Consider the following 1,047-nt stretch of genomic DNA (forward strand, 5'->3'; position numbering starts at 1 on the left):
TCAAGAGAAAAACCTAGTGCTTTTAACTCTATCAGTGCATTTAACTGCTGAACCTGTTCTGCTGAATAGTAGCGGTATCCATTCGTGGTATCTACTTTCACCGGCTTAATAATACCTTTCTTTTCATATAAACGCATTGCCTTTCTTGAAATTCCAAAAAAGTCTGCAATTTCACCAATCAACATGAGTTCATTTTTCATAAAATCCTCCTCTTTTAAGTATTATTTATGCGCCTATTCTTCTAATGTATTAATTTGTGAGGCTTCTGGTATGATAGCGGGCAGCCTGCCGGGAAAAAAACAGCTGTTTTCTTCATATTATACGTTCCTATTAAGCATTCTGATTTTCATACCACTGTGCCTGTGACATGAACAAAACATAATATGCGCCTTTTTTATGAATCAGCTCATCATGGGTTCCGATTTCTGCAACACGGCCGTTTTCCATAACAACGATTCTGTCTGCAATTCGGGCACTTCCGAGTCTGTGAGTTACAAGCACCGTTGTTCTTTCATCGGATATCTCTTTGAACTTCTTATATATCTTTGTCTCCTCAATGGGATCAATTGCTGCAGTAGGCTCGTCCAAGACGATTACCTTACTGTCTCTGTTGATACCTCTTGCAATAGATACCCTCTGCCACTGTCCGCCTGAAAGGTCGACGCCGTCAAACTCACGGGAAAGCATGGTTTCCAAACCGTCGGGATAAAACTGTGATTCCATATCCACATCTGCTTTCTTTAAGGTTTCCAGCAGAGTTCCGTCTTCCCTTTCCGCATCAAGATTGCTAATCCTAACATTTTCACGAAGAGTCATCTGATATTTCTGGAATTTCTGGAATACACCGGACATAAGTCCGTAAAGGCTCGATGACTTAATATCCTTTGTGGGTATACCGTCTATTGTTACACTGCCACCGGTGGGCTGATATATACCTGTAATCAGTCTCACGAGAGTTGATTTTCCGGCTCCGTTATGTCCCACAATTGCAATGGTTTCACCCTTGTTAATTGTCAGATTAACATCTGTCAGGGATTCCTCTTTTGC

2 protein-coding genes are annotated in these 1,047 nt (G+C 41.2%); both read right to left on the bottom strand.

The window, feature by feature from the left end; genetic code table 11:
- A partial coding sequence (locus tag U8U68_RS21910) for a MerR family transcriptional regulator (RefSeq protein WP_322204584.1) occupies positions 1-200 on the bottom strand: 200 nt, incomplete at its 3' end.
- 130 nt (positions 201-330) lie between these two features.
- On the bottom strand, positions 331-1,047 hold a 717-nt coding region (locus tag U8U68_RS21915; RefSeq protein WP_322204586.1), incomplete at its 5' end, for an ATP-binding cassette domain-containing protein.

This window comes from Acutalibacter intestini, from assembly GCF_034334985.1.
GTDB classification, from domain to species: Bacteria; Bacillota; Clostridia; order Oscillospirales; family Acutalibacteraceae; genus Acutalibacter; species Acutalibacter intestini.